This is a genomic window from Agrobacterium sp. ST15.13.015, from assembly GCF_027871645.1.
GTDB lineage: Bacteria > Pseudomonadota > Alphaproteobacteria > Rhizobiales > Rhizobiaceae > Agrobacterium > Agrobacterium leguminum.
In genome coordinates, this window is the sequence record NZ_JAQAHF010000005.1 from 100,641 (window position 1) to 121,734 (window position 21,094).

Consider the following 21,094-nt stretch of genomic DNA (forward strand, 5'->3'; position numbering starts at 1 on the left):
GGGAGAGTTTTCACTCTCCCAGCGCGTCTTCCAGGAACGCAGCAAGCTGCGCCAGGTGCTTGGACATCAGGCCGGTCGCCGGAGAAGCGGCAGCCGGACGGCCCGTGTAACGGACCTTCTGGTACTTGGCGTCGATATGCGCCAGAACCCATTCCAGGTAAGGATCGATGAACGACCACGCACCCATGTTCTTCGGCTCTTCCTGGCACCAGACCATTTCCGCATTGCGGAAGCGCGACAGCTCGTTGATGAGCGCCTTGGCCGGGAACGGGTAAAGCTGTTCGATACGCAGCAGGTAGATATCGTCGATACCGCGCTTTTCACGCTCTTCGAGCAGATCGTAATAGACCTTGCCCGTGCACATGACGACGCGGCGGATCTTCGAATCCTTCTGCAGCTTGATCGGGCCGTCCTTGATGACCTCGGCATCGTCCCACAGGAGACGGTGGAAGGAGGACTCGCCTGCAAGCTCGGCCAGCGAAGAGGTGGCGCGCTTGTGACGCAGCAGCGACTTCGGCGTCATCAGGATCAGCGGCTTGCGGAAGTCGCGCTTCACCTGACGGCGCAGGATGTGGAAGTAGTTTGCCGGCGTCGTGCAGTTGGCGACCTGCATGTTGTCTTCGGCGCACATCTGCAGCCAGCGCTCCAGACGGGCGGACGAATGTTCCGGGCCCTGACCTTCATAACCATGCGGCAGAAGGCAGACGAGACCGGACATGCGCAGCCACTTGCGTTCACCCGACGAGATGAACTGGTCGAACACGACCTGAGCACCGTTCGCGAAGTCCCCGAACTGGGCTTCCCAGAGCGTCAGCGCATTCGGACGGGCGAGCGAGTAACCGTATTCGAAACCGAGAACGGCCTCTTCCGAAAGCATCGAGTTGATGACTTCGTAACGAGCCTGCGTCGGCGCAAGGTTTGCCAGCGGGATGTAGCGTTCTTCGGTTTCCTGATCATAGAGAACCGAGTGACGCTGCGAGAAGGTGCCGCGTTCGCAATCCTGACCAGAAAGGCGGATCTTGTGGCCGTCAACGACGAGCGAACCGAACGCAAGCGCTTCCGCCATTGCCCAGTCGATGCCTTCACCCGTCTCGACCATCTGCGAGCGGTTTTCCATGAAGCGCTGGATCGTGCGGTGGGCGCTGAAGCCTTCCGGGATAGTCGACAGCTTCTTGCCGATCTCCTTCAGCTGCTTCATCGGCACGCCGGTCTTGCCGCGACGCTGCTCATCGGCATTGTCGGCAGCGCGCAGACCCGACCACTGGCCATCCAGCCAGTCGGCCTTGTTCGGCTTGTAGGACTGGCCCGCCTCGAATTCCTGCTCGAGATGAGCGCGCCAATCGGCCTTCATCTTCTCGAATTCGCCTTCGTTGATCAGGCCTTCGGCGATCAAACGGTCAGCATAGATGCGCGCCACGGTCTTGTGGCCGCGGATGACCTTGTACATCTTCGGCTGCGTGAACGCCGGCTCATCGCCTTCGTTGTGGCCGAAGCGACGGTAGCAGAACATGTCCACGACGACGGGCTTGTGGAATTTCATACGGTATTCGGTCGCAACCTTCGCCGCATAGGTCACAGCTTCCGGATCGTCACCGTTGACGTGGAAGATCGGCGCTTCGATCATCTTGGCAACGTCGGACGGATAGGGCGACGAACGCGAGAAGGCCGGGTTCGTCGTGAAGCCGATCTGGTTGTTGATGATGAAGTGCATGGTGCCCGCAACGCGGTGACCGCGCAGACCGGAAAGACCGAGAATTTCAGCAACCACGCCCTGACCGGCAAAAGCGGCATCGCCATGCAGAAGCAGCGGCAGAACCTTGGCGCGCTCGGAAAGCGGAATGATATCGCCGTCCCACTGCTTGGCCAGCTGGTCCTGCTTGGCGCGGGCCTTGCCCATGACGACAGGGTTGACGATTTCAAGGTGCGACGGGTTGGCCGTCAGCGACAGGTGAACCTTGTTGCCGTCGAATTCGCGGTCGGAGGAGGCACCGAGGTGGTACTTCACGTCGCCCGAACCCTCGACATCGTCAGGCTTGAACGAACCGCCCTTGAACTCGTGGAACACGGCGCGGTGCGGTTTGCCCATCACGTTGGTCAGAACGTTCAGACGACCGCGGTGAGCCATGCCGAGAACGACTTCTTCCAGACCTTCCTGGCCGCCACGCTTGATGATCTGCTCCAGCGCCGGGATCAGCGATTCACCGCCATCGAGGCCGAAACGCTTGGTGCCCTTGAAGCGCACGTCGAGGAACTGCTCGTAGCCTTCGGCCTCGACCAGCTTGGACAGAATGGCCTTCTTGCCTTCAGCCGTGAAGGCAACGCCCTTGTCCGGACCTTCGATGCGTTCCTGAATCCAGCCTTTTTCTTCCGGGCTGGACATGTGCATGAATTCGACGCCGATGGTGGAGCAGTAGGTGCGCTCCAGAATATCGATCATCTCGCGCACCGTCGCGTATTCGAGGCCGAGCACGTTATCGATGAAAATCTTGCGGTCGTAGTCGCTTTCCTCGAAGCCGTAGGACTTCGGCGACAGCTCGTTGTAATCCTCAACCGCGACCGCGATCCCGAGCGGATCGAGCTTGGCATGCAGGTGGCCGCGCATGCGGTAGGCGCGGATCATCATGATGGCGCGAACGCTGTCACGGGTCGCCTGCAGAACTTCCGCCTGGCTGACCGGCTTGCCGGTGTCAGCGCTCTTGGCCTCAGCTTTCGCCTGAACCTTCTTCTCGATGGCCTTTTCGACCGTGGCCCAGTTGCCGTCGAGTGCGGATACCAGTTCGCCATTCGCCGGGATCGGCCAGTTGGCGCGCTTCCAGGAGGCGCCCTTGGCCGCCTTCTTCACGTCTTCCGGATTATCGGACAACGCCTTGAAGAAGCTCTGCCACTCCGGCGACACGGAAGAGGGGTCCTCTTCGTACCGGGCATAGAGCTGCTCGATATAGGCTGCATTCGCGCCGTCCAGAAACGACGTGATCTGAAACTGCTCGTTCGCTTCTTGCCTTGCCATTGTGTTCTTGCGGACTTATCCGTCCGCCTCCTCGATGCCGTTAGGGCCGTTCGCCGGCCTGCCGCTTTGATTATTGCTGTCTGCCGCCGGGGCGGTATGCCGTTCTGTCTGTCGTTCCTTGCGGCATCGGGCAGCGTGGCATTGAAGCCGCGCCGCCCGCTACCGATGTCATGTGGTCTCAGCCCTTGAGGACTTCAACCAGCGTCTTGCCGAGGCGCGCCGGGGAAGGCGATACCTTGATGCCCGCTGCTTCCATGGCAGCAATCTTGGATTCCGCATCGCCCTTGCCGCCGGAAACGACAGCGCCGGCGTGGCCCATGGTGCGGCCCTTCGGAGCCGTACGGCCTGCGATGAAGCCGGCCATCGGCTTCTTGCGGCCCTTCTTGGCTTCGTCGATCAGGAACTGTGCCGCATCTTCTTCAGCCGAGCCGCCGATTTCGCCGATCATGATGATCGACTGCGTGGCGTCGTCAGCGAGGAACATTTCAAGCACGTCGATGAACTCGGTGCCCTTGACCGGGTCGCCGCCGATGCCGACAGCAGTGGTCTGGCCGAGGCCTTCGTTGGAGGTCTGGAACACGGCTTCATAGGTGAGCGTGCCCGAACGCGAAACGATACCGACCGAACCCTTGCGGAAGATGGAGCCCGGCATGATGCCGATCTTGCATTCTTCCGGCGTCAGGATACCCGGGCAGTTCGGGCCGAGCAGGCGCGACTTGGAGCGGTCGAGGCGAGCCTTGACGCGAACCATGTCCATGACCGGGATACCTTCGGTGATGCAGGTGATGAACGGAATTTCCGCATCGATGGCTTCGATGATGGCATCTGCTGCACCTGCCGGCGGAACGTAGATCACGGATGCGTCTGCACCGGTCTTTTCCTTGGCTTCGGCAACCGTTGCGAAGATCGGCAGGCTCTCACCCTTGGAGCCGGTCCAGGTTTCGCCACCCTTCTTCGGGTGAATACCACCAACCATCTGCGTACCGTAATAGGCAAGCGCCTGTTCGGTGTGGAAGGTGCCGGTCTTGCCGGTCAGACCCTGAACGAGGATCTTCGTGTCTTTATTAACAAGAATAGACATTATTTCCGGTCCCTCAATTAGCCGTTGATCGCCGCGACGATCTTCTTGGCTGCGTCGTCCAGATCGTCAGCAGCCGTAATCGCAAGGCCAGATTCGTTGAGAAGCTTCTTGCCAAGTTCGACGTTGGTGCCTTCAAGGCGAACGACGAGCGGAACCTGCAAACCGACTTCCTTCACCGCGGCGATTACGCCCTCGGCGATGACGTCGCACTTCATGATGCCGCCGAAGATGTTGACGAGGATGCCCTCGACCTTCGGGTCGGCAGTGATGATCTTGAAAGCTGCCGCAACCTTCTCCTTGCCGGCGCCGCCGCCGACGTCGCAGAAGTTAGCCGGCTCTTTGCCGTAAAGCTTGATGATGTCCATGGTCGCCATGGCAAGGCCAGCGCCGTTGACCATGCAACCGATGTTGCCGTCGAGGGCCACATAAGCGAGGTCCCACTTGGAGGCTTCGATTTCCTTGGCGTCTTCTTCGGTCTCGTCGCGCAGCGCCTTGACGTCGTCATGGCGGAACATGGCGTTGCCGTCGAAGGAAACCTTGGCGTCGAGAACGCGCAGATGGCCATTTTCCATGACGATCAGCGGGTTGATCTCGAGGAGAGCCATGTCTTTCTCGCTGAAGGCCTTGTAGAGGATCGGGAAGAGCGACTTGGCGTCTTCGGCTGCAACGCCGTCAAGCTCAAGCGCCTTGGAGATCGCAGCAACGTCAGCGTCGCTCACACCCTTTTCCGGGTTGATGGCGATGGTATGGATCTTTTCGGGCGTGTCGTGAGCGACAGCTTCGATATCCATGCCGCCTTCAGTGGAAACCACGAAAGCAACCTGACCGACCGAACGGTCCACCAGCAGCGAGCAATAGAGTTCGCGGGCAATGTCCGCGCCGTCTTCGATGTAGAGGCGGTTAACCTGCTTGCCGGCATCGCCCGTCTGCGCCGTGACCAGCGTGTTACCGAGCATGTCCTTGGCGTGGGAAACGACTTCGTCGATGGACTTCGCCAGACGAACGCCGCCCTTGGCGTCGGGGCCGAGTTCCTTGAACTTGCCCTTGCCGCGGCCGCCAGCATGGATCTGGCTCTTGACGACGTAGAGCGGGCCGGGAAGCTGCTTGGCAGCAGCTTCGGCTTCTTCGACCTTGAGAATGGCGACGCCTTCAGCAACCGGCGCGCCGTAGCCCTTCAGAAGAGCCTTGGCCTGATATTCGTGAATATTCATGGAATAATCCCTGTTTGGAGCCGCTAGGCTATTACTTCAGCGACGGAGCGATGTTGACGCAGGCTTCGCAAAGACCCGCGACAGCGCCGACGGATTTCTGGAAGGCGGCTTCTTCTTCCTTGTTGAGTTCGATCTCGATGATGCGCTCGATACCGCCTGCACCGATGATGGTCGGTACGCCGACATACATGTCGTCGACACCATACTGGCCCGAGAGGTGGGCAGCGGCGGGCAGAACGCGCTTCTTGTCCTTGAGGTAGGATTCAGCCATTTCGATTGCCGAAGCAGCCGGCGCATAATAGGCCGAACCGGTCTTCAAGAGGCCGACGATTTCCGCGCCGCCGTCACGGGTGCGCTGGATGATCTGCTCGAGGCGCTCGGCGGTCAGCCAGCCCATCTTGACGAGATCGGTCAGCGGAACGCCGGCAACGGTGGAGTAGCGGGCGAGCGGAACCATGGTGTCGCCATGACCGCCGAGAACGAAAGCGGTGACATCTTCAACCGAAACGTTGAACTCTTCGGCGAGGAACAGGCGGAAACGGGCGCTGTCGAGAACGCCGGCCATGCCGACGACCTTGTTCTTCGGCAGGCCGGAGAACTTCTGCAGTGCCCAGACCATGGCGTCGAGCGGGTTGGTGATGCAGATGACGAAAGCGTTCGGGGCATATTTCTTGATGCCGGCGCCGACCTGCTCCATGACCTTGAGGTTGATGCCGAGAAGATCGTCACGGCTCATGCCCGGCTTGCGGGCAACGCCGGCGGTGACGATGCAGACGTCAGCACCTTCGATGGCGGCGTAATCGGAAGCGCCGGTGAGCTTTGCATTGAAGCCTTCAACCGGGCCGGACTGGGCAATATCCAGACCCTTGCCCTGCGGGATGCCGTCGGCAATATCGAAGAGGACGATATCGCCCAGTTCCTTCAGGCTGGCGAGATGCGCCAGCGTGCCGCCGATCATGCCAGAACCAATAAGTGCAATTTTTTTGCGAGCCATCGAATGCTTCCTCTTGAGCTTCAATTCAATTTCACCGCGCCAAACCGGCAGCCAAATTGTCGCACTCCGATTAGCCCCATTGGCTAAAATTGGCAACAGATTCTTTTCCGGTGAATATTTTCAATCGTTTAGATCATTATTTTCTTACGTAAACGTAAGAAAATACGTCACGAAAGTGTCAAGCTTTCTGGCGTTTTTCATGATGCAGCGCCAAATAATCCGCGCTGCGCATTTCAAACAGACGTGAGGCGGTGCGATCGAACTCGAAACCTTCTGTTCCCTTGCGCTTGCCGAGCAGGTCTTCCGGCATGGCGGCAGCGGAGGCAAAAAGCCGGACGCTGTGGTCGTAAAGCGCATCGATGAGGATGATGAAACGCTTGGTCTCGTTGCGCTTGTCCGCGTTCAAGAACGGAATGTGATCGATGAAGACCGTGTCGAAACGATTGGCGATGGCAAGGAAGTCGGAAGCCCCAAGCGGCTTTTCGCAAAGATCGGAGAAGGAAAAGCGAGCCACCCGGCCGCTGGCGCGGGGCACCAGAATGGAACGGCCCTTCATCGGTATCTCGGTCGGTGCAACGAGGTGACCGGCAATCATGTGCCGCCAGGCCATATCCATCGCCTGATCCGCCGAACCGTCGAGCGGCGTGACATAGACTGGAAGGCTTTCCAGCTTCTCCATCCGGTAGTCGGTGGGGCTGTCCAGCGTCACCACCTCAACATGCTTCTTCAAGAGATCGACGAAAGGCAGGAACAGGCCGCGATTGAGACCATCCTTGTAGAGATTGTCCGGCACGACGTTGGACGTCGTCACCAATGTGCAGCCATTGGCGAACAGCTCGCTGAACAGCCGCGCAAGGATCATCGCATCGGCAATATCAGTGACCGTAAATTCGTCGAAGCATAAAAGCTCCGCTTCCGCCAGGAGCTGGGCGGCGACGGGCGGAATCGGATCGGCCTGTTTGGTTTCGCCATTCTTCAGCTTCTGCCGATGCGCATGCACACGATTATGCACATCCGCCATGAATTCGTGAAAATGGCAGCGCCGTTTGGAGGAAACCGGCGCCATCTCGTAGAACATGTCCATCAGCATCGTCTTGCCGCGGCCGACGCTGCCATAGACATATAGTCCCTTGACGGCCGCCGCAGGTCCGGACTTGCGCGCAAACATCCAGCCGAGCGCACTCTTCTTCTTGGCGGGCTTGCGCGCCTTCAGATCGGCAAGGATACGGTCCAGATGCGCCGCCACGCCAAGCTGGGCGGCATCGGCCTGCAAGGTGCCAGCTGCCGTCAATGCGTTGAGCTGTTCAACGACACTATGATTGTAATCGGGCAAGGGCTTCATGGATAAACGCCTCGGACGCGGGCGCACAAAGGCACCCGCGACGAATGGACAGGCTTAGAGCGAAAAGAGCGTTCCGGCTGCACCGGAAAGACTCATCGGCTGAGGCTGAGCGGCTGGCCGCTATTGGTGGTGCCATCAAAGCGCGCATCGGCACTTTTGTAGACGCGGCCAATCGTGTCACCCGAACGGTTCTTGAAGAGAACCATCTTGCCGGACACTTCCCAGGAACCCATAGCCGTCAGCTCGCCCGCGCAACCACGCGTGCCGCCACGCGAGCCGCTGCCGAGGTTGGTGAGCGTCAGGAACATGTCGCAATTGGCGCCGCCATTGGAAACGCGCCAGTTGCCGACCATGGATTCCTTGGTAACGTCAAGTGCGGCCGCCGGCGGAGCGGCAGAAGCGACATTGGTTCCGCCAGGGGCGGCCGAGGCAGGTGCCGACGGGAACTGGCCGCCCGTGGCGCCACCGGGCGGCGGCAGGGCGCCGGACTGGACGGAGGGCACCGGCTGCGCCTGCAAAGGCGGCGTGTAACCGGGATTGTTGCTGCCGTTGTTGTTGTAATCGTAGGAGGTACGTTGGCAACCGGCGAGAGTCATCACAACCGCAAGGCCCGTCACCACATATCTGAATTGCATATCAAGCTCCCGATTCTCTCGCTTCCGGAAAGATCATGATCAAACAAGAAGGCTGAATTATTACCAAAGCCTTATCTTGCGCAAGCGATGGCCGGGATAATTACCATTTCGGTCGATTTTTACCGAATTTTCCCACGCCGGGTTGTAAAAAGGGCCACGGTCGAGACCGCGGCCCGCTAGATTTTCTGTCGTCAGCGAATCGCCTTTAAACGCGACGCTCGACCATCATCTTCTTGATTTCCGCGATCGCCTTGGCCGGGTTCAAGCCCTTCGGGCAGGCCTGCGCGCAGTTCATGATGGTGTGGCAGCGATAGAGACGGAACGGGTCCTCGAGATTGTCCAGACGCTCGCCGGTTGCCTCATCGCGGCTGTCGATCAGCCAGCGATAGGCCTGCAGCAGAACGGCGGGACCGAGATAACGGTCGCCATTCCACCAGTAGCTGGGACAGGAGGTGGAGCAGCAGGCGCAGAGAATGCACTCATAAAGACCATCCAGCTTCAGGCGGTCCTCATGGCTCTGCTTCCATTCCTTGGCCGGCGTCGGCGAAACCGTCTTCAGCCAGGGCTCGATGGAGCGATGCTGGGCGTAAAAGTTCGACAGATCGGGAACCAGGTCCTTCACGACGGGCATGTGCGGCAGCGGATAAACCTTCACCGTGCCGTTGATCTCTTCCATGCCCTTGGTGCAGGCAAGCGTATTGGTGCCGTCGATGTTCATGGCGCAGGAACCGCAGATGCCTTCGCGGCAGGAGCGGCGCAGCGTCAGCGTCGGGTCGATATTGTTCTTGATGTAAAGAAGCGCGTCGAGAACCATCGGCCCGCAATCGTCGACATCGATATAATACGTGTCGATGCGCGGGTTCTGGCCGTCATCCGGGTTCCAGCGATAGATGCGGTATTCGCGCACATTCTTGGCGCCGTCCGGCTTCGGCCAGACCTTGCCTTCGCTGATCTGGGAATTCTTGGGGAGAGCGAGTTCAACCATATCCAGTTCCTCAAATCAGTAGACGCGCGCCTTCGGCTCGATCTTTTTCGGATCAATGCCGTCGGCGATGAGGTCGGTGTGAACAGGGCGGTAGTCGAGCTTGACGTCGCCTTCCGGGCTGACCCAGGCAAGCGTGTGCTTGCGCCAGTTCACGTCGTCGCGACCGGCGAACGGACCGTCGACGAAATCCTCGCGGGCGTGCGATCCGCGGCTTTCCTTGCGCGCTTCCGCGCCATAGACCGTGGTGATCGCATTGGCCATGAGGTTGTGCAGCTCGAGCGTCTCGACCAGATCGGAGTTCCAGACCATCGAACGGTCGGTGACCTTGACGTCAGGCAGTTCCTTCCAGATGGCGGAAAGACGCTGGCAGCCGCTTTCCAGCGATTCCTGCGTGCGGAACACGGCCGCATCGTCCTGCATGGCGCGCTGCATCTTGTCGCGCAGCACCGCCGTCGGCGTCGAGCCGTTGGCGTAACGCAGGCTGTCGAAACGCTCCATGATCTTGTCGCAGGCAGCCGTATCGAGAGCGGGAACAGCCTCATCACGATTGATGACCTGAGCGGCACGGATCGCCGCTGCACGGCCGAAGACCACCAGGTCGATCAGCGAGTTGGAACCGAGGCGGTTCGCACCATGAACCGAGGCGCAACCGGCTTCGCCAACAGCCATCAGGCCGGGCGCGATGCGTTCCGGGTTGTTGGCATCGGCATTCAGCACTTCACCCCAATAGTTGGTCGGAATACCGCCCATATTGTAGTGAACCGTCGGCAGGACCGGGATCGGCTCGCGGGTCACATCGACGCCGGCGAAAATCTTCGCGCTTTCGGAAATGCCCGGAAGACGCTCATGCAGGATTGCCGGATCGAGGTGATCGAGGTGAAGGAAGATGTGGTCCTTGTTCTTGCCGACGCCGCGGCCTTCACGGATTTCCATCGTCATGCAGCGCGAGACAACGTCACGCGAGGCAAGGTCCTTCGCGGAAGGCGCATAACGCTCCATGAAGCGTTCGCCTTCGGAGTTGACGAGATAACCGCCTTCGCCGCGTGCACCCTCGGTAATCAGGCAGCCTGCGCCATAAATGCCGGTCGGGTGGAACTGTACGAATTCCATGTCCTGAAGCGGCAGGCCGGCGCGTGCGATCATGCCGCCGCCGTCACCGGTGCAGGTATGGGCCGAGGTCGCCGAGAAATAGGCACGGCCGTAACCGCCGGTCGCCAGAACCACCATCTTGGCGGAGAAGCGATGGATCGTGCCGTCATCGAGGTTCCAGGCGACGACGCCGGTGCAGCGGCCGTCCGGAGACATGATGAGGTCGAGCGCGAAATATTCGATGAAGAATTCGGCATTGTTGCGCAGCGACTGGCCATAAAGCGTGTGCAGAATGGCGTGGCCGGTACGGTCGGCAGCGGCGCAAGTGCGCTGCACCGGCGGGCCTTCGCCGTAATTCTGCATGTGACCGCCGAACGGGCGCTGGTAGATCTTGCCTTCTTCGTTGCGCGAGAAAGGCACGCCGTAATGTTCCAGCTCATAGACCGCCTTCGGCGCTTCCATGGCGAGATATTGCATCGCGTCGACGTCGCCGAGCCAGTCGGAGCCCTTTACGGTGTCGTAAAGGTGCCACTGCCAACAGTCGGGCGTCATGTTGGTGAGCGACGCGGCAATGCCGCCCTGCGCCGCGACCGTGTGGGAGCGCGTCGGGAAAACCTTGGTGATGCAGGCCGTGCGGAAACCCTGTTCCGCCATGCCGAGCGTTGCGCGCAGACCCGCGCCGCCGGCGCCCACCACGATCACGTCATAGGAGTGATCGACATAGGTGTAGGCCTTGCCATTCTGGGATGGTGAACTGATCGATGCCATGGCGGGATTATCCTGCGAATGCGATTTTCAGAATGGCGAAGATGCAAAGGCCGCCAATGAGAACCGCGAAAAACATATTGAGCATCAGAAGAACGAGCTTCGAAACCTCGGCGTGAATGTAGTCTTCAATGATGACCTGCATGCCGAGCTTCATGTGGATGAGGCCGGAAACCAAAACCAGGGCCATGATGACCGCAACGAGCGGGTTCGAAAGCGCCGAAACGACTTCCGGATAGGGCGCGCCGGCATATCTGATGAGGAAGACGACAAAGAAGGTGAGCAACGGAACGTTGGCGACCGCAGTCACGCGCTGACGCCAGAAATGGTCGGTGCCTTCCTTGGCCGAGCCGAGGCCGCGAACCTTTCCGAGAGGTGTACGCATATCCATGAAAAATCTCCTCAGCGCACGATCAGGGCAATGACCCAGATCAGCGCGGTCAGACAGATCGACACCACCCACGAGGCCTTTGCAAGCTTGGTGGTAAAGTGCTTTTCGAAGCCGTAGCCCAGATCCCACATGAAATGGCGAAGGCCGCCGAGCATGTGATGAACCAGAGCCCAGGTGTATCCGATCAGGATGAGCCTGCCGATGATCGTACCCATCGCCCAGTTGACCCAGTCGTAATAGGCCGGACCCGAGGCGATAGCGATCAGCCACCAGGCAACCAGAAGCGTTCCGAAATAAAGCGCGCCGCCCGTAATGCGGTGCACGATGGATGCAACCATCGTCGGAATCAGCTTGTAAACTTGAAGATGCGGCGACAGAGGCCGGTTATTAGTCGCATTCGCCATCAGAACCTCGCGGCGTTTTCCCGTGCGCCCATCAGACAGGACGCCCCCAAGCAACAGCACATGACGAAAGAATGTGCATTGCACCAACCGCGACGTTTAATCACATGGGAGCATCACGACAAGCACATTTCATGGCCGATTCCAATTTAATCGATTGGTTCACGAATTTTTTTTGGAATTTTTTTGCGTCAAAATAAAAAATCGAGCGTTTCCAAGATTTACGCCCCTAAAATATTTACCTTTACGTAATTCATGAATCGTGTAATTTACCTTTGGTTAACCAAGAAAATCCGGAGAATGAGGCTCATGTTACAGCGCCGAATCGCTGCTTTGACCATGATGGTCGCAGGCGTCATTTTCACTGCGGTGCCTCCGGCGGCGGCAGAGAATTCTTATGGCCGCCGTGATTATCAGCACAACTATCAGCATCGTCAATCGCAGGTAAGCTTCTCCACGGACGGTCTGCCATCCACCCTCTCCGGCGGTACTTACGTCGGTGCGATATCGGCGCTACGCGTTCGAGGCAATGGCAATTATTTCGCAATCGGCGGCGGGCTTTCACGGAAAGGCGCAGCGGTTGCAACGGGCACGCAGCTTGCGCCAAAGGCGAAAATCATCAATGTCCGTGCTGAAACCGCTGGCGACGCCTGCGCCTATGAACATGGCGTCTGCATTATCCGGCCATAGAGTATTTCCGGTAAAAGCAAGAAGCTGGTTTACTGCAAATGTGTGATGGGCTGATCAGATGAAACGCCACACCGTGGTCTTCTTCACTTCGCTGTCTTCAAGCGCCCGCGTCACCGGCACCTGATAGGTCGCCTCCGTACGGAGCCGCTCTTTGGGCAAATAAGCGCGTCCGGGATCGCCGACGAGGATGGTCACGCCTTTTTCCGTCAGTTCCAGAAACCACGGTACGAGAAGTTCGGCAAAGGCGCGGTCGTAAAATACGTCGCCGGCCAGCAGAACATCCGCTTCGACCGCTTTCCCAACCAGGTCGAGCCCGGTGAAAGCAACGTCCACGCCATTGAGAGCCGCATTCAGCCGAATGGCCGCCTCTGTCCAGGGATCGATATCGGCCGCCAGAACCGCACCGGCGCCCGCCTTTGCCGCAGCGATGGCGACCAGACCGGAGCCGCTGGCGAAATCCAGCACGCGCCTGCCGGACACGCTGTCGGGATGATCGAGAACGTAGCGGGCAAGCCCCTGCCCGCCGGCCCAGGCGAAGGCCCAGAAGGGCGGCGGAAGGCCGATCGCTTCCAGCTCCTCCTCCGTCTTCAGCCACAGCTCATGGGCTTCGGTGGCGAGATGAAGACGCAACTCCGGCACATGCGGCGGATGCATGATGGCGGTATTGCCGAGAATGAAGCGTTCGGGATCGGTCCTCACCGAAGCATCAGTCCGGTGACTTCGGTGGGTTGGCCAGACCCCCCATGCGGCAGACCTCGAGATATTCCTCTTCCGTCACCGGCTGCACGGAAAGCCGCATGGAAGTGACAAGCGACATCTTCGCCAGCTTCGGATTGGCTTTCACATCCTTCAGCGAAACGGGCTGCGGCATGTCGCAGACGGCGCGGATATCCACGCAATCCCATTTCAGATCGCCTTCGGCGGTCGAGTCCGGATGCGACAATGCGCAGACTTCGACGATGCCGACGACATCCAGCCCCTCATTGGAGTGGTAGAAGAAACCCTTGTCGCCGATCTTCATGGCGCGCATGTTGTTGCGCGCCTGATAATTGCGCACGCCGGTCCATTCTTCGCCCGCCTCGCCCTTGGCCTTCTGCATTTCCCAGGACCATTTGAACGGCTCGGACTTGTAAAGCCAGTAATTCGCCATGTCCGGTCATGCTCCCGGATTGTTGAAGACCCAATTATAGGGCTTCACGTCAACGCTTTCGAACAGGCCGGCCTTGGCGTAGGGATCGGCATCGGCGAGAGCCTTCGCGGCATCGATATCGGCGGCGTCAACGATCACGAGGCTGCCATTCGGCTTGCCTTCGGCATCCAGAAACGGACCGGCGATCTTCAGCGTGCCCTCGGCATTCAGCTTGTTCAGGTGCTCCAGATGCGCCGGGCGTGTTTCCATGCGTACATGCAGATGGCCGGGCTTGTCCTTGCAGATAAAGGCAAACAGCATTTTCGTCTCCTCGTTAAAACATGTCTTCCAAACGCGTCAGCGGTTTGGAGCGAAGACCCGCCCTCATTCGGTGGTGATGGGCCGCGTCATCAATTGTTGCATGGCGCTCGCCACATCCAGATTGCCGTCAATGATAGCGGCCACCGCTTCGGTAACCGGCATGTCGACAGCGTGACTTTCCCCGAGCCGGGCGGCGACGGCTGCCGCGAAAGCGCCCTCCACCAGCCCGCCGGACATATCCTTGCCCTCACCCCGGCCAAGCGCGATACCGAAACGCAGGTTTCGCGACTGGTGACTGGTGGCGGTCAGCACGAGATCGCCAAGGCCCGAGAGGCCGCGCACCGTGTCCGCCTTCCCGCCCATCGCAACGATGAGACGCGACATTTCGGCAAGCCCGCGCGAAATCAACGCCGCCCGGGCGGAATCGCCAAGGCCCGCGCCTTCGACGATGCCGGCGGCAATGGCGAGGACGTTCTTCAGCGCCCCGCCAAGCTGCACGCCGATGCGGTCGGTAGAGGCATAAAGCCGGAAGGTCTTGCCGGAAATCGTGGTCGCAAGCCGCTCGGCTATCACCGCATCTTCCGCCGCAATCGCCATGGCCGTCGGCAAACCACGCGCTATGTCGGCCGCAAAGCCCGGACCGGACAGAACCGCAATCGGATGATGCGGCAGTTCCGCTTCCAGAAGTTCCGTCAGCAGCCGGCCGGAGCTGCGGTCGATACCCTTGGCGCAGGTAACAATGATTGAGTCATTAGCCAGATAAGGGCCGTAGTGACGGGCCGCATCGGCATGAGCCTGCGAGGGCATGGCGAAGAGGACGATGCCGGCGCCGGCCAGCACATCTGGCTCGGCGGAAAATTCAAGCGCATCTGGCAGATCGACGCCCGGCAGGGCCGCCTCGTGCACGCGGTCGCTCCTGAGGTCGGCCATCAGCGATGGGTCGCGGCCGAGCAGGGTCACGTCATGCCGGTTTTCCAGCGCGATGACCACAGCAAGCGCTGTTCCGAAGGCGCCGGCGCCGATGACGACGATTTTCTCCCGCTGCATCAGGCCTTGGCTCCCCTTTTACCGAAACCTATCAATGTCTCCGCGCTGCCATCCAGCGGCCAGCGCGAGCGCGGCGGGATTTCGAGCGGATCGGGGTCCCGGCCGTCCGCCATGCGCTCCAGCCCCGCCCAGGCGATCATCGCGGCATTATCGGTGCAGAGCCGGTGCGGCGGCGCGACGAAGCGGAAGCCATGGGTATCGCAAAGCGATTGCAGCGTCTGGCGGATTTCCTGATTGGCGGCAACGCCGCCGGCGACGACCAGAGCAGGCTGGTTTTCTGTATGCGGAAATTCCTGGCTGAAACGGGCAAGGCCGCGGCCGATCCGATCCTTGAGCGTGCGCGACACCGCTTTCTGGAACGAGGCGCAGATATCGGCAATATCCTGCTCGGAAAGCGGCGCGATGGCGGTCGCCGCCTGCCGCACCGCCGTCTTCAGGCCGGAAAAGGAAAAATCGAGCCGTGCTTCGCCGACCATGGGACGCGGAAGCGGAAAGCGGTTCGGATCACCCTTCGCCGCCGCCTTCTCGACCGCAGGCCCGCCCGGATAGGGCAGGCCCAGAAGTTTCGCGGTCTTGTCGAAGGCCTCCCCCAGCGCGTCATCGATGGTGGTGCCCCAACGCTCATAATCGCCCACGCCACGCACCAGCACCAGCTGGGTATGGCCGCCGGAGACGAGCAGCATCAGATAAGGAAAAGACAGACCGTCGGTGAGGCGCGCCGTCAGCGCGTGGCCTTCCAGATGGTTGATGGCGTAAAGCGGCTTGCCGGCCGCCTTGGCGATGGCCTTGCCCGTCATCAAGCCCACCAGCAGGCCGCCGATGAGGCCGGGGCCGGAGGTGGCGGCGATGGCGTCGACATCGGCAAGGGTCACGCCCGCCTGCTCCAGCGCTTCTTCCACCAGCGTATCCAGCGCCTCGACATGGGCGCGCGCGGCAATTTCCGGCACCACGCCGCCATAGGCGCTGTGTTCCTCAAGCTGCGACAAAACGACGTCGGAGACGATCTCGCCATGGCCGTCCGCATGCCGAACCACAATGGATGCAGCGGTTTCGTCACAGCTTGTCTCTATGCCGAGGATACGAAGAAAGGGGGTCATCAAATCTGTTCGTTCATTGCGATCATGCGCTGAGTTGGTCTAAGACAACTCCGGTAACAATGGATAGACGCGGATGCAAACAAAACCTTTCCGAATCGGCACGCGCGGCAGCCCGCTGGCGCTCGCGCAGGCTTACGAGACGCGCAACCGGCTGATGGCGGCGCATGGCCTGCCGGAAGAAATGTTCGAAATCGTCGTGCTGTCCACCAAGGGCGACCGGATAACCGACCGTGCTTTGTCGGAGATCGGCGGCAAGGGCCTGTTTACCGAGGAGCTGGAAAGCCAGCTTCTATCCGGCGAACTCGATATGGCCGTGCATTCCTCCAAGGACATGCCGACCCTTCTGCCCGAAGGGCTCTATCTGTCCGCTTTCCTGCCGCGCGAAGACATACGCGACGCCTTCATCGGCCGCACCGCACCGAAGCTGCTGGAACTGCCGCAGGGCGCCGTGGTCGGCTCCGCATCCCTGCGCCGCCAGGCGCTGATCCGCCGCCTGCGGCCGGATCTGAGCGTTATCATCTTCCGCGGTCAGGTCGATACCCGCCTGCGCAAGCTGGAGGAAGGCCAGGCGGATGCGACGCTTCTCGCCTTTGCGGGTCTGAAGAGACTTGGTAAGGACAATGTGCCGACGGAAATTCTCGACCCGAAGGAATTCCCTCCTGCTCCCGCCCAGGGCGCAATCGGCGTGGAAAGCCGCATCGGCGATGCGCGCATGGACGAACTGCTCGCACCCATAAACGACAGGCCCACTCATGATGCCGTGACCTGCGAGCGCGCCTTTCTGGCAGCACTCGATGGTTCCTGTCGCACGCCGATTGCCGGCTACGCCACCTGCGATGGCGAGGAATTGCATTTTTCCGGCCTGATCCTCACCCCCGATGGCCAAACGAGCCACGGCATCGAAGCCTCCGGCAACCGCCGCGATGCGGCAAAGCTCGGCCGGCAGGCCGGCGAAGACGTGCGCGCCAAGGCGGGCAGCAATTTCTTCGAAGGCTGGAGCTGAGCCGATGCGGATCGTCGTCACCCGGCCGCAGCGTTCGGGCGAAAGGACGGCCGCAAAGCTTGAAGCGCTTGGCCATGCGCCGGTGCTTCTTCCGCTGTTTTATCCCGCCCATCATGGGGAACGCGCCGTCTCGGCACTATCCAGCCCGCTGGCGGCCATCGCTGTGACCAGCGCCGAGGCGCTGCGGGCGCTGGAAACATTACGGGACGGGCTGGCTCCCTATCTGTCAAAACCGCTTTTTGCCGTCGGCGGAGCAACGGCGGAAGCGGCGGCAAAAACCGGCTTCGAACGGATTTTCACCGCTTCCGGCGACGCCGTGAGTCTGACCGCGCTGGTGACTGAGCACCGGACTCTATTTTCCGAAGAAGAGCCCCTGCTTTATCTCGCCGGCAGGCCCCGTGGCGCCGTCTTCGAGGAAGGCCTTACCGCCGCCGGCATTCCGATCAGAACGGTCGATTGTTACGAGATGCTGCCCTCCGACATTTCGGAGACGATGCTAGAGACGGCGCTTGTCGAAAGCGCTGCCGATGTGGTCCTGCTCTATTCATCGGAAGCGGCGCGGGCGTTTTTTCATCATGTATTGACGGAAAAATACGTGGCGGCGCTGGCAACGACACAATTCATCTGCATCAGCCGCAACGTGTTTTCTCTCGTTCCGGAAATCTTCCGCGCAAACGCCAAGGCCGCCGAAGAACCGAGCGAAGCCGCTATGTTCGAACTTCTACGCCACAACTCTGGAACCTAATTCGAGCTCGCCTCTTTCCTTTGCCGCCGTCACTGACTAGGTTTAGATTACTGCAGGCAGAAATGAGGTTGTCATGGTATCGGGAAAGCCGCCACGCCACTCCAAGTCCAAAGCCGAACCGGTCACCATCGACCTGGACGCTAAAGACGTGAAAGCAATTTCTGCCGACGTGGACGCTGCCAAGACGGACGAAAAGCCCGGTGACAAAACACCTGAGGCCACCGCAGAGCCGGGTGTTTCGGAGACAAAGCCCGAAGCAGCCGCAACGGGAAACCCCGCCCCCATCTGGGACCAGCCCAAGAAAACCCCTATCGAGCCCGAACCCAATGTCGGCAAAGCGGAATCCGTAGCCACGGCACCGAAGGCTGAGAGCGCCGCAGACAAGCAGCCCGCAGACAGGCAGAAAGACCCCGTCTCGCCGGCCCCCGTTTCGCCTAAAGCCGATACAAAACCGTCGACGGGCACCACTGACACGAGCGCGGCTGCGGCTGCAGCGGCTGCTGCGAAGCCGGCCTTCGGCTCCACAGCATCCTCCAGCGCATCCAGCAGCGCCACCGCTGCAAAACCAACGACGGCGACCTCCGCCTCAGGTCCGGCAAAGCCCTCCACACCGCAGCAGGCGGAGCGCAAACAGGCCGCGACCTCCGGCCTGATCGCGGCAGGTATCGTCGGCGGCCTTGTCGCGCTCGCCGCCGCCGGCAGCATGCAATATGCCGGCATCCTGCCCTCCTTCAATGCAGGCAGGGCGGGAAGCGAAGAAATCGCCGCACTGAAAACCGATCTCGGCAGCTTGCGGCAGCAGCTTGCCAATGCGCCGGTCGGCGACACCTCCGCGCTGGAACAGCGCATCGCAACCCTCGAAGGCGCAAAGGGCGAGGCACCGCAGGTGGATGGGCTGTCGGAAAAAATCGCCGCGCTGGAATCCACCCTCCAGTCGGAGCGATCCGCGCAGGCATCGGCGACGGCGGAACTGACACGCCGCCTTGCGGATGCGGAAGCCAAGATCAACGAGCCGCGCGACGATATCGAAGTCGCCCGCGCCATCGCTTCCGCGGCGCTGAAGGCCGCGATCGATCGCGGTGGGCCGTTCCTGACGGAACTCGACACACTGTCCAAGGTAACGCCCGACGATCCGGCCATCGCATCGCTGCAATCCTTCGCCGCAACCGGTGTGCCGTCACGTTCGGAACTGATGCAGAAATTCCCTGACGTCGCCAATGCGATGCTTTCCGCGATCAACCAGCCTGACCCCAATCAGGGCATCATGGAACGCCTGACCGAAAGCGCTTTTTCGCTGGTAAAGGTGCGTCCGGTCGGAAATATCGAGGGCGAAACCTCTGAGGCCAAGATCGCGCGCATGGAAAACAAGCTGCGCAACGGCGATCTGCAGGGCGCGGCGCTTGAATGGAACGGGCTTCCCGATGCCGCCAAGACGGCATCCGCCGATTACAAGAAATCGCTGGATGCACGCATCGAGGTCGAGAATCTGGTCGGCGGCACGTTGAACCGCGCCATCACCAGCACCGGCAGGCAGGGGTAAGGGCATGACCAGAATTCTGACTTTCGCCGTTATCGTTCTGGCTCTCGGCTTCGGTTTCTCCTGGCTGGCCGACAAGCCGGGTGTGCTTTCCATCGTCTGGCAGGGCCAGCTGATCGAAATGAGCCTGATGGTCGCCGCCTCCATCATCGCGGCGCTGGTCGCCGCCGTCATGCTGGTCTGGTGGATCGTCAATGCCATCTGGACCTCGCCCAATGCCGCCCGTCGTTATTTCCGCGCCCGCAAGCGCGACCGGGGTTATCAGGCGCTCTCCACCGGGCTCATCGCCGCCGGGGCCGGCAATGCCATCCTCGCCCGCAAGATGACGGCCCGTACTCAAGGGTTGCTCAGCGCCGATCAGGAGCCGCTGATCCATCTGCTCGATGCGCAGGCCGATCTCATCGAAGGCAAATATGACGAGGCGCGGCGCAAATTCGAAGCCATGGCCCGCGATCCCGAGACTCGCGAACTTGGCCTTCGCGGCCTTTATATCGAGGCCCGCCGTCAGGGCGCCTATGAAGCCGCCCAGCAATATGCCGAGGATGCAGCGGAAAAGGCTCCCTATCTGCCCTGGGCCGCGCAGGCGACGCTGGAAAACCGCTGCCGCAACGGACAGTGGGACGATGCCATCCGCCTGCTCGACCAGCAGAAGGCAGCCGGCGTCATCGAACGCGGTGAGGCGGAACGTCTGAAAGCCGTGCTTCTTACTGCCAAGGCCGGTGAAAAGCTGGAAAGCGATCCGGTTGGCGCGCGCGAGGATGCCAAGCACGCTCTCAAGCTTGCCAGGAGCCTGGTTCCGGCAGCGCTGATCGCGGCGAAATCCTATCTCCGGGAAGACAATCTGCGCAAGGCAGCCACGGTTCTGGAACCCGTCTGGAAAAACGATCCGCACCCGCAGATCGCCGAACTTTATGTCCGCGCACGCAGCGGCGATACTGCCATCGACCGGTTGAAACGGGCTGAGCGGCTTGAGGGCCTGAAGCCCAACAACATCGAATCCCTGTTCGCCGTGGCGCAGGCAGCGCTCGACGCCAAGGAATTTGCCAAGGCGCGAGCCAAGGCCGAGGCCGCCGCCCGGATCGAACCGCGCGAGAGCATCTTCTTGCTGATGGCCGATATCGAGGAGGCCGAAAGCGGCGATCAGGGCCGTGTGCGCTACTGGATGGCGCAGGCGCTGCGCGCGCCGCGCGACCCCGCCTGGGTGGCCGACGGCGTCGTTTCGGAAAAATGGCTGCCGGTCTCGCCGGTCACCGGCCGTCTCGATGCTTTCGAATGGAAAGCGCCTTTCGGCCAGCTCGAAGCGCCCGTTGAAGACCTGACAATCGAAAACGCGATTGCCGCAGCGCCCGCACGGGCCGAACCGGCCGCGAAGACGATCATTGTCGAAGCCGCGCCGGAGACGCGCGCCGACCCGAAACCCGCCCCGGCCGCACCGATCGAGGTCAAGCCGGCCGTATCGGTCCCGCAGGAGAAAAAGCCGGTCACAATCGAAGCGCCAGTGGAAACCGGTGTCACGGATGAAAAGGCGGAAGCCGTGCCGTTTTTCGGCGGCGCGCCGGATGATCCGGGCGTCAAGAAACCCGGTGCGGAAGCCGAACCCAAGACCCGGCTCAAACTCTTCTGA

20 protein-coding genes are annotated in these 21,094 nt (G+C 60.9%); 5 read left to right on the forward strand and 15 right to left on the reverse strand.

What is annotated here, in order from left to right:
* Positions 1 to 10 precede the first annotated feature (10 nt).
* From PIB16_RS09670 to sdhC, 10 genes are all read right to left on the reverse strand, one after another.
* Positions 11 to 3,007: a 2-oxoglutarate dehydrogenase E1 component gene (locus PIB16_RS09670; protein WP_065656956.1), complete on the reverse strand. Its 2,997-nt coding sequence runs from the start codon at positions 3,005 to 3,007 to the stop codon at positions 11 to 13.
* Between the two features lie 178 nt (positions 3,008 to 3,185).
* On the reverse strand, positions 3,186 to 4,088 hold the full coding sequence (gene sucD / locus PIB16_RS09675; protein WP_003492390.1) for a succinate--CoA ligase subunit alpha: 903 nt from the start codon (positions 4,086 to 4,088) through the stop codon (positions 3,186 to 3,188).
* A 17-nt stretch (positions 4,089 to 4,105) separates the two neighbouring features.
* Entirely contained in the window at positions 4,106 to 5,299 is a 1,194-nt protein-coding gene (gene sucC, locus PIB16_RS09680; protein ID WP_125145313.1) for an ADP-forming succinate--CoA ligase subunit beta, read from the reverse strand.
* Between the two features lie 31 nt (positions 5,300 to 5,330).
* A complete protein-coding gene (gene mdh / locus PIB16_RS09685; protein ID WP_003523512.1) occupies positions 5,331 to 6,293 on the reverse strand; it encodes a malate dehydrogenase in 963 nt (320 codons plus the stop codon).
* A gap of 178 nt (positions 6,294 to 6,471) precedes the next feature.
* Positions 6,472 to 7,635 (reverse strand): cell division protein ZapE, encoded by a 1,164-nt coding sequence (gene zapE, locus PIB16_RS09690; RefSeq protein WP_271045532.1) that lies wholly within the window; start codon positions 7,633 to 7,635, stop codon positions 6,472 to 6,474.
* 92 nt (positions 7,636 to 7,727) lie between these two features.
* Entirely contained in the window at positions 7,728 to 8,270 is a 543-nt protein-coding gene (locus tag PIB16_RS09695) for a protease inhibitor Inh/omp19 family protein (protein WP_080815662.1), read from the reverse strand.
* 205 nt (positions 8,271 to 8,475) lie between these two features.
* Positions 8,476 to 9,255, reverse strand: a complete 780-nt coding sequence (locus PIB16_RS09700) for a succinate dehydrogenase iron-sulfur subunit (protein WP_003523509.1) — start codon at positions 9,253 to 9,255, stop codon at positions 8,476 to 8,478.
* Positions 9,256 to 9,270: 15 nt separating this feature from the next.
* Complete coding sequence (gene sdhA / locus PIB16_RS09705) at positions 9,271 to 11,112, reverse strand: succinate dehydrogenase flavoprotein subunit (RefSeq protein WP_065656952.1); 1,842 nt, start codon at positions 11,110 to 11,112, stop codon at positions 9,271 to 9,273.
* A 7-nt stretch (positions 11,113 to 11,119) separates the two neighbouring features.
* On the reverse strand, positions 11,120 to 11,500 hold the full coding sequence (gene sdhD / locus PIB16_RS09710) for a succinate dehydrogenase, hydrophobic membrane anchor protein (RefSeq protein ID WP_174036550.1): 381 nt from the start codon (positions 11,498 to 11,500) through the stop codon (positions 11,120 to 11,122).
* An 11-nt stretch (positions 11,501 to 11,511) separates the two neighbouring features.
* Entirely contained in the window at positions 11,512 to 11,904 is a 393-nt protein-coding gene (sdhC, locus tag PIB16_RS09715; protein ID WP_003523506.1) for a succinate dehydrogenase, cytochrome b556 subunit, read from the reverse strand.
* A 306-nt stretch (positions 11,905 to 12,210) separates the two neighbouring features.
* On the opposite strand from sdhC, the gene PIB16_RS09720 reads away from it, so the two are divergent.
* Positions 12,211 to 12,591, forward strand: coding sequence for a hypothetical protein (locus tag PIB16_RS09720; RefSeq protein ID WP_271045533.1), 381 nt, complete (start codon positions 12,211 to 12,213; stop codon positions 12,589 to 12,591).
* Between the two features lie 54 nt (positions 12,592 to 12,645).
* Here the strand turns inward: PIB16_RS09720 and PIB16_RS09725 are convergent, their stop codons facing one another.
* The 5 genes from PIB16_RS09725 to tsaD all read right to left on the reverse strand — a co-directional run bounded on the left by PIB16_RS09725 (position 12,646) and on the right by tsaD (position 16,185).
* Positions 12,646 to 13,290 carry a class I SAM-dependent methyltransferase gene (locus PIB16_RS09725; RefSeq protein ID WP_271045534.1) on the reverse strand — a complete coding sequence of 215 codons (645 nt, stop codon included), beginning with the start codon at positions 13,288 to 13,290 and terminating at the stop codon, positions 12,646 to 12,648.
* Between the two features lie 7 nt (positions 13,291 to 13,297).
* Positions 13,298 to 13,741, reverse strand: a complete 444-nt coding sequence (locus PIB16_RS09730) for an EVE domain-containing protein (RefSeq protein ID WP_003523502.1) — start codon at positions 13,739 to 13,741, stop codon at positions 13,298 to 13,300.
* A 6-nt stretch (positions 13,742 to 13,747) separates the two neighbouring features.
* A complete protein-coding gene (locus PIB16_RS09735; protein WP_174036553.1) occupies positions 13,748 to 14,041 on the reverse strand; it encodes a YciI-like protein in 294 nt (97 codons plus the stop codon).
* A gap of 63 nt (positions 14,042 to 14,104) precedes the next feature.
* Complete coding sequence (locus PIB16_RS09740) at positions 14,105 to 15,088, reverse strand: NAD(P)H-dependent glycerol-3-phosphate dehydrogenase (RefSeq protein WP_125145317.1); 984 nt, start codon at positions 15,086 to 15,088, stop codon at positions 14,105 to 14,107.
* The gene (tsaD, locus tag PIB16_RS09745) at positions 15,088 to 16,185 is read right to left on the reverse strand and encodes a tRNA (adenosine(37)-N6)-threonylcarbamoyltransferase complex transferase subunit TsaD (protein WP_078052370.1); all 1,098 of its coding nucleotides are present in this window, start codon (positions 16,183 to 16,185) and stop codon (positions 15,088 to 15,090) included. Before tsaD ends, PIB16_RS09740 begins: the two co-directional genes overlap by 1 nt.
* Before the next feature lie 73 nt (positions 16,186 to 16,258).
* On the opposite strand from tsaD, the gene hemC reads away from it, so the two are divergent.
* The 4 genes from hemC (at position 16,259) to PIB16_RS09765 (ending at position 21,094) form a co-directional block, all read left to right on the forward strand.
* On the forward strand, positions 16,259 to 17,188 hold the full coding sequence (gene hemC / locus PIB16_RS09750) for a hydroxymethylbilane synthase (RefSeq protein WP_142844371.1): 930 nt from the start codon (positions 16,259 to 16,261) through the stop codon (positions 17,186 to 17,188).
* Positions 17,189 to 17,192: 4 nt separating this feature from the next.
* Positions 17,193 to 17,933 (forward strand): uroporphyrinogen-III synthase, encoded by a 741-nt coding sequence (locus tag PIB16_RS09755; protein WP_271045535.1) that lies wholly within the window; start codon positions 17,193 to 17,195, stop codon positions 17,931 to 17,933.
* 73 nt (positions 17,934 to 18,006) lie between these two features.
* A complete protein-coding gene (locus PIB16_RS09760) occupies positions 18,007 to 19,473 on the forward strand; it encodes a COG4223 family protein (RefSeq protein ID WP_271045536.1) in 1,467 nt (488 codons plus the stop codon).
* Positions 19,474 to 19,477: 4 nt separating this feature from the next.
* Entirely contained in the window at positions 19,478 to 21,094 is a 1,617-nt protein-coding gene (locus PIB16_RS09765) for a heme biosynthesis protein HemY (protein WP_271045537.1), read from the forward strand.

What these genes read in the sequence shown, in the direction of transcription:
- PIB16_RS09720 (WP_271045533.1), top strand. Translation starts at nt 12,211, where the DNA reads ATGTTACAGCGCCGAATCGCTGCTTTGACCATGATGGTCGCAGGCGTC.
- PIB16_RS09670 (WP_065656956.1), bottom strand. Translation starts at nt 3,007, where the DNA reads ATGGCAAGGCAAGAAGCGAACGAGCAGTTTCAGATCACGTCGTTTCTG.
- sdhD (WP_174036550.1), bottom strand. Translation starts at nt 11,500, where the DNA reads ATGGATATGCGTACACCTCTCGGAAAGGTTCGCGGCCTCGGCTCGGCC.
- PIB16_RS09760 (WP_271045536.1), top strand. Translation starts at nt 18,007, where the DNA reads ATGGTATCGGGAAAGCCGCCACGCCACTCCAAGTCCAAAGCCGAACCG.
- sdhA (WP_065656952.1), bottom strand. Translation starts at nt 11,112, where the DNA reads ATGGCATCGATCAGTTCACCATCCCAGAATGGCAAGGCCTACACCTAT.
- PIB16_RS09740 (WP_125145317.1), bottom strand. Translation starts at nt 15,088, where the DNA reads ATGCAGCGGGAGAAAATCGTCGTCATCGGCGCCGGCGCCTTCGGAACA.
- tsaD (WP_078052370.1), bottom strand. Translation starts at nt 16,185, where the DNA reads ATGACCCCCTTTCTTCGTATCCTCGGCATAGAGACAAGCTGTGACGAA.
- sdhC (WP_003523506.1), bottom strand. Translation starts at nt 11,904, where the DNA reads ATGGCGAATGCGACTAATAACCGGCCTCTGTCGCCGCATCTTCAAGTT.
- PIB16_RS09765 (WP_271045537.1), top strand. Translation starts at nt 19,478, where the DNA reads ATGACCAGAATTCTGACTTTCGCCGTTATCGTTCTGGCTCTCGGCTTC.
- PIB16_RS09735 (WP_174036553.1), bottom strand. Translation starts at nt 14,041, where the DNA reads ATGCTGTTTGCCTTTATCTGCAAGGACAAGCCCGGCCATCTGCATGTA.
- zapE (WP_271045532.1), bottom strand. Translation starts at nt 7,635, where the DNA reads ATGAAGCCCTTGCCCGATTACAATCATAGTGTCGTTGAACAGCTCAAC.
- mdh (WP_003523512.1), bottom strand. Translation starts at nt 6,293, where the DNA reads ATGGCTCGCAAAAAAATTGCACTTATTGGTTCTGGCATGATCGGCGGC.
- PIB16_RS09730 (WP_003523502.1), bottom strand. Translation starts at nt 13,741, where the DNA reads ATGGCGAATTACTGGCTTTACAAGTCCGAGCCGTTCAAATGGTCCTGG.
- hemC (WP_142844371.1), top strand. Translation starts at nt 16,259, where the DNA reads ATGCAAACAAAACCTTTCCGAATCGGCACGCGCGGCAGCCCGCTGGCG.
- sucC (WP_125145313.1), bottom strand. Translation starts at nt 5,299, where the DNA reads ATGAATATTCACGAATATCAGGCCAAGGCTCTTCTGAAGGGCTACGGC.
- sucD (WP_003492390.1), bottom strand. Translation starts at nt 4,088, where the DNA reads ATGTCTATTCTTGTTAATAAAGACACGAAGATCCTCGTTCAGGGTCTG.
- PIB16_RS09700 (WP_003523509.1), bottom strand. Translation starts at nt 9,255, where the DNA reads ATGGTTGAACTCGCTCTCCCCAAGAATTCCCAGATCAGCGAAGGCAAG.
- PIB16_RS09755 (WP_271045535.1), top strand. Translation starts at nt 17,193, where the DNA reads ATGCGGATCGTCGTCACCCGGCCGCAGCGTTCGGGCGAAAGGACGGCC.
- PIB16_RS09695 (WP_080815662.1), bottom strand. Translation starts at nt 8,270, where the DNA reads ATGCAATTCAGATATGTGGTGACGGGCCTTGCGGTTGTGATGACTCTC.